Annotated in this window: 4 protein-coding genes; 2 read left to right on the forward strand and 2 right to left on the reverse strand. The window is 68.8% G+C overall.

All coding sequences use genetic code 11. From position 1 onward, the window contains the following. Positions 1-114: 114 nt before the first annotated feature. Together KBI5_RS06270 and KBI5_RS06275 are read right to left on the reverse strand one after the other, a co-directional pair. Positions 115-1260, reverse strand: coding sequence for an acyl-CoA dehydrogenase family protein (locus KBI5_RS06270; RefSeq protein WP_043590993.1), 1146 nt, complete (start codon positions 1258-1260; stop codon positions 115-117). Between the two features lie 9 nt (positions 1261-1269). Further along, entirely contained in the window at positions 1270-1605 is a 336-nt protein-coding gene (locus KBI5_RS06275; protein WP_076804323.1) for an enoyl-CoA hydratase-related protein, read from the reverse strand. Between KBI5_RS06275 and KBI5_RS06280 the strand changes: the two genes are divergently transcribed. Further along, on the forward strand, positions 1604-1876 hold the full coding sequence (locus KBI5_RS06280; RefSeq protein WP_049760852.1) for a hypothetical protein: 273 nt from the start codon (positions 1604-1606) through the stop codon (positions 1874-1876). The genes KBI5_RS06275 and KBI5_RS06280 overlap by 2 nt on opposite strands. A 225-nt stretch (positions 1877-2101) precedes the next feature. After that, positions 2102-3632: class I SAM-dependent methyltransferase (locus KBI5_RS06285; RefSeq protein ID WP_085014549.1), on the forward strand; the 1531-nt coding region annotated here is incomplete at its 3' end.

A 3632-nucleotide genomic window follows, 5' to 3' on the forward strand; every position in this document is an offset into this window, starting at 1 on the left:
GTCCGCGCGGAGGCGGACCTTGTCGTTCCGCCATGTCCACCGGGCGGGCCGAACCCCCCGAACCCCCCACGTACCGAACAGACCCGGCTCCAGGCGTGGTTGGTCTCTTGCCGGTCAGAGGGAGCGGGCGATGAGCTCCTTCATGATTTCGTTGGTGCCGCCGTAGATCCTCTGGACGCGGGCGGCGGCGTACATGCGGGCGATGGGGTACTCGGTCATGTAGCCGTAGCCGCCGAAGATCTGTAGGCAGCGGTCGACGATCTCGCACTGCTTGTCGGTGGCCAGGTATTTGGCCATGGACGCGGTTGCTCCGTCGAGCCGGCCGGCCACATGCTCGGTGATGCAGTGGTCGATGAAGGTGCGCAGCGCCAGCGCTTCGGTACGGCACTCGGCGAGCACGAACCGGGTGTTCTGGAATTCCAGCAGGGGTTTGCCGAACGCCGTGCGCTCCTTGGCGTAGGCGATGGCCAAGTCGACGGCGTGTTCGGCGGCGGCCGCGGCATTCACCGCGATGGACAGCCGTTCCTGCGGCAGCTGCTGTACCAGCTGCACGAAGCCTTGGCCCTCGGCCGGACCGAGCAGGTTGACCGCAGGCACCCGCATGTCGGTGAAGGCCAGCTCGCGGGTGTCGGTGCCCATCGCGCCGATCTTCTGCAGCACCCGGCCGCGTTCGAACCCCGGCAGCCCCTGGGTTTCCGCCACGATCAGCGACAGCCCTCTGCCGCCGGGCGCGTTGCCGGTGCGGGCCACGATGATGAGCAGGTCACAGTGGGTACCGTTGGTGATGAACGTCTTTGCACCGTTGATCACGTAATGGTCACCCTCACGCCGGGCGGTGGTGCGCACGGCCTGCAGGTCGCTACCGGTGCCCGGTTCGGTCATCGCGATCGCGCCGACGAACTCACCGGACGCCAGTCTGGGCAGCCAGCGCTGCTTCTGCTCGTGGTTGCCGTAGGCGTTGATGTAGTGCGCGACGATCGGGCTGTGCACCAGGTAGGCCCAGCAGTCGTCGGCGATGTAGCCCTGCTCGCGCAACACCACGGCCTCGTGCGCGAACGTGCCGCCACCGCCGCCGTACTCAATGGGGCAGCTGATGCACAGCAGGCCGATCTCGCCGGCCTTGTTCCAGAACTCGCGGTCGACCGCGTGCTGCTCGGTCCACCGCCCGTGGTTGGGTTCGGATTCCTTGGCCAGGAAGGTGCGGGTGAGGTTTTGGAGCTGGTCGAGCTCCTCGGTCATCCACGATGATCGGTAGATCATAGTCTGTCCTCAGTGGCCGGTAAAGTTGTCGGTGATCCGTTCGGCGATTTTCGTCGCGGTGGCAAGGGTTCCGGTGTCGGGGACGACCTCGGCGGCCAGCCTGGCGGCGAGCGCGTCGGCGAGCGCGTCGGCGGCGATGATCGRCTCGCCGGTGAGCAGCATCCGCATCGCCGTGGCCTTGCCGGCCGCGTGCACCAGCCGCTGGGTGCCGCCCGCGCCCGGGATCACCCCGAGGGTCACCTCGGGCAGCCCGCCCTTCGAGGCGGAGTAGGCGGTCTGGCCGATCTGCCTTGCAAAGGCCGCGGTCGACGCGGTGTTGACGATGACGGCTTCTCGGATACTCATGCTGTCCGACGGTACGGCAGGCTATACAAACGGTCAGCTGATCATCCTGCTCGCCGACCTCACCCTCAGCCAGGTCCGCGACCTACGTGCCGCCGGCATTTCCACCAAGCCCGATCCAGAGCACACCCAGGCGCTGGGCATCCTGATCCGCGAACTCGGCCCTCGCCCGCTGCAACCCATGGTCGAGCAGTTCTGGAACCGCCTCGCCCAGGACGCGCCCACCGCCGGACCACCGCCAGAGCTGGAGATCAAAATCAGACCAGTCCCGTGACCCTGACGCAGGGCTCCGGCGTGCCTGCGGTGACGTTCTCCCGTGCCGCGGCGGGTGCGGCCGAACCCAGCTGCGTGTTCCGCCCCGGTTCAGCCTGACCACCCGGTTCAGCCGCGCAGCGCGGAGCGGTCGGTGAAGCTTCGGCTGCAATTCGGAGGCAAGAGGTATTTTGCGGGGGCTTCCCGACAGCGGACCGGATGCGGATCAAATATTCAGAGGAGGCCGATGGTGAGGCGTCGTGGCTGGCTCCCGGTAGCCGCGTGTGTGGGGATCGGCCTCAACAGCATCCGGCTGCGCGGCCGGGTAGGTGCCATCGACGTCATCGAATCGGTGGACCATGGGCCCCCGGGGGGCGCGCCCGGCTCGGACGACCCTCACGCGCAGCGTCCGCCGTACGTCCTCCTCCTCGCTTCCGGAGTGCGTCTCGGCCCCGAGCATCGCCGCGCGGCCGACGCGTACGCGCGTCGGCACGGCTGCGAGGTCCTCGACCTGGTCCCGGCCGAGATGTCGGCGCACCGGATCCTCGACCTGGCGCGGATGGTCGACCCGTCCACCTACCGGTCAGCCCGRCTGGCCCGCGGTCGCGGTGCCTTCCAAGCGGTGCTCGTCGATGCAGAGGTGCTGGCCCGCACCGGCCTCACCACCGCGGACAGCACCGATCTCACCGACCTCACCGACCTCACCGAGGCCGAGCTCGTGGCCGTGCTCGAGACGTGCAAACGGCACGCCGCCGCGTCCACCGACCTCGCCGTGCTGCCCGGCCTGGTCGGTGCCGAGCCGGACGACGGGCGCACCCGGCTGTCCGTGCACCGCGCCGCCTATGCGTGGGAGCCCGCCAGACGGGTGCTGCCCGCGCTGCGGGACGCCGCCATCCTGCTCGGGGCTACCAGCAACCCGCTCGCGGCACTCGCGGCGGTGACGATGTCCTGGCTGCAGCCGGTCGCCGTGGGCGGTAGCCGACTATGGGTGACGCCCGGGACGCTGCGGCGCAGCATGCTGACGCGGCGACGCGGCGCCCTCCTCCAGCTGGTGGGGATGCCGAGCCGAACCCGTGATCTTCTCGGCGCACCGACCATCGGCCCGGACCCGGCGACGTGCCCGCGGGCTCCGCGACCGATCAGAACGGCGGGCAGGCTCACCCCCACGGAGATCGCCGAGAAGAGATCCCAGTACCGGCGGGAGCTCGCCGGCGGTCTTGACCGGTTCCTCGAGTCGCCTCGCACGACCTGCCCGTGGTGCGGCGGAAACGACCTCTCCGTACGCATGAATGGCCGCGACGTCTCCCAGGGGAAGCCCGGCCGGTTCCGCTACGACCGGTGCGGCGACTGCGGCCACGTCTTCCAGAATCCCCGACTCTCCTTCGAAGGTCTGGACTTCTACTACCGGGACTTCTACGACGGGCTCGGCGCCGCCATGATCGAGGAGGTCTTCGGATTCAGCCCGGGCCCTTATCTCCACCGGGCCAGCCTGTCGATACCGACGCCCCGTCGCTGGTTGGACGTGGGAGGCGGCCATGGACATTTCTGTAACGTGGCGAGAACGGTCTGGCCGACGACGTCGTTCGACGCACTCGACATCGGGGCGGGCATCGAGGAGGCGGAACGCCGACGCTGGGTGGATCGGGCCTACCGCGGATTATTTCCCGATATCGCCGCCGATCTGGCTGACCAGTACGACGTCATCAGCATGTTCCACTACCTCGAACACACCCGGGATCCGCTGGCCGAACTGGATGCCGCCGCACTCGCGCTGGCCC

Origin of the sequence: Frankia sp. KB5 (assembly GCF_002099325.1) — a bacterium.
GTDB lineage: Bacteria > Actinomycetota > Actinomycetes > Frankiales > Frankiaceae > Frankia > Frankia casuarinae.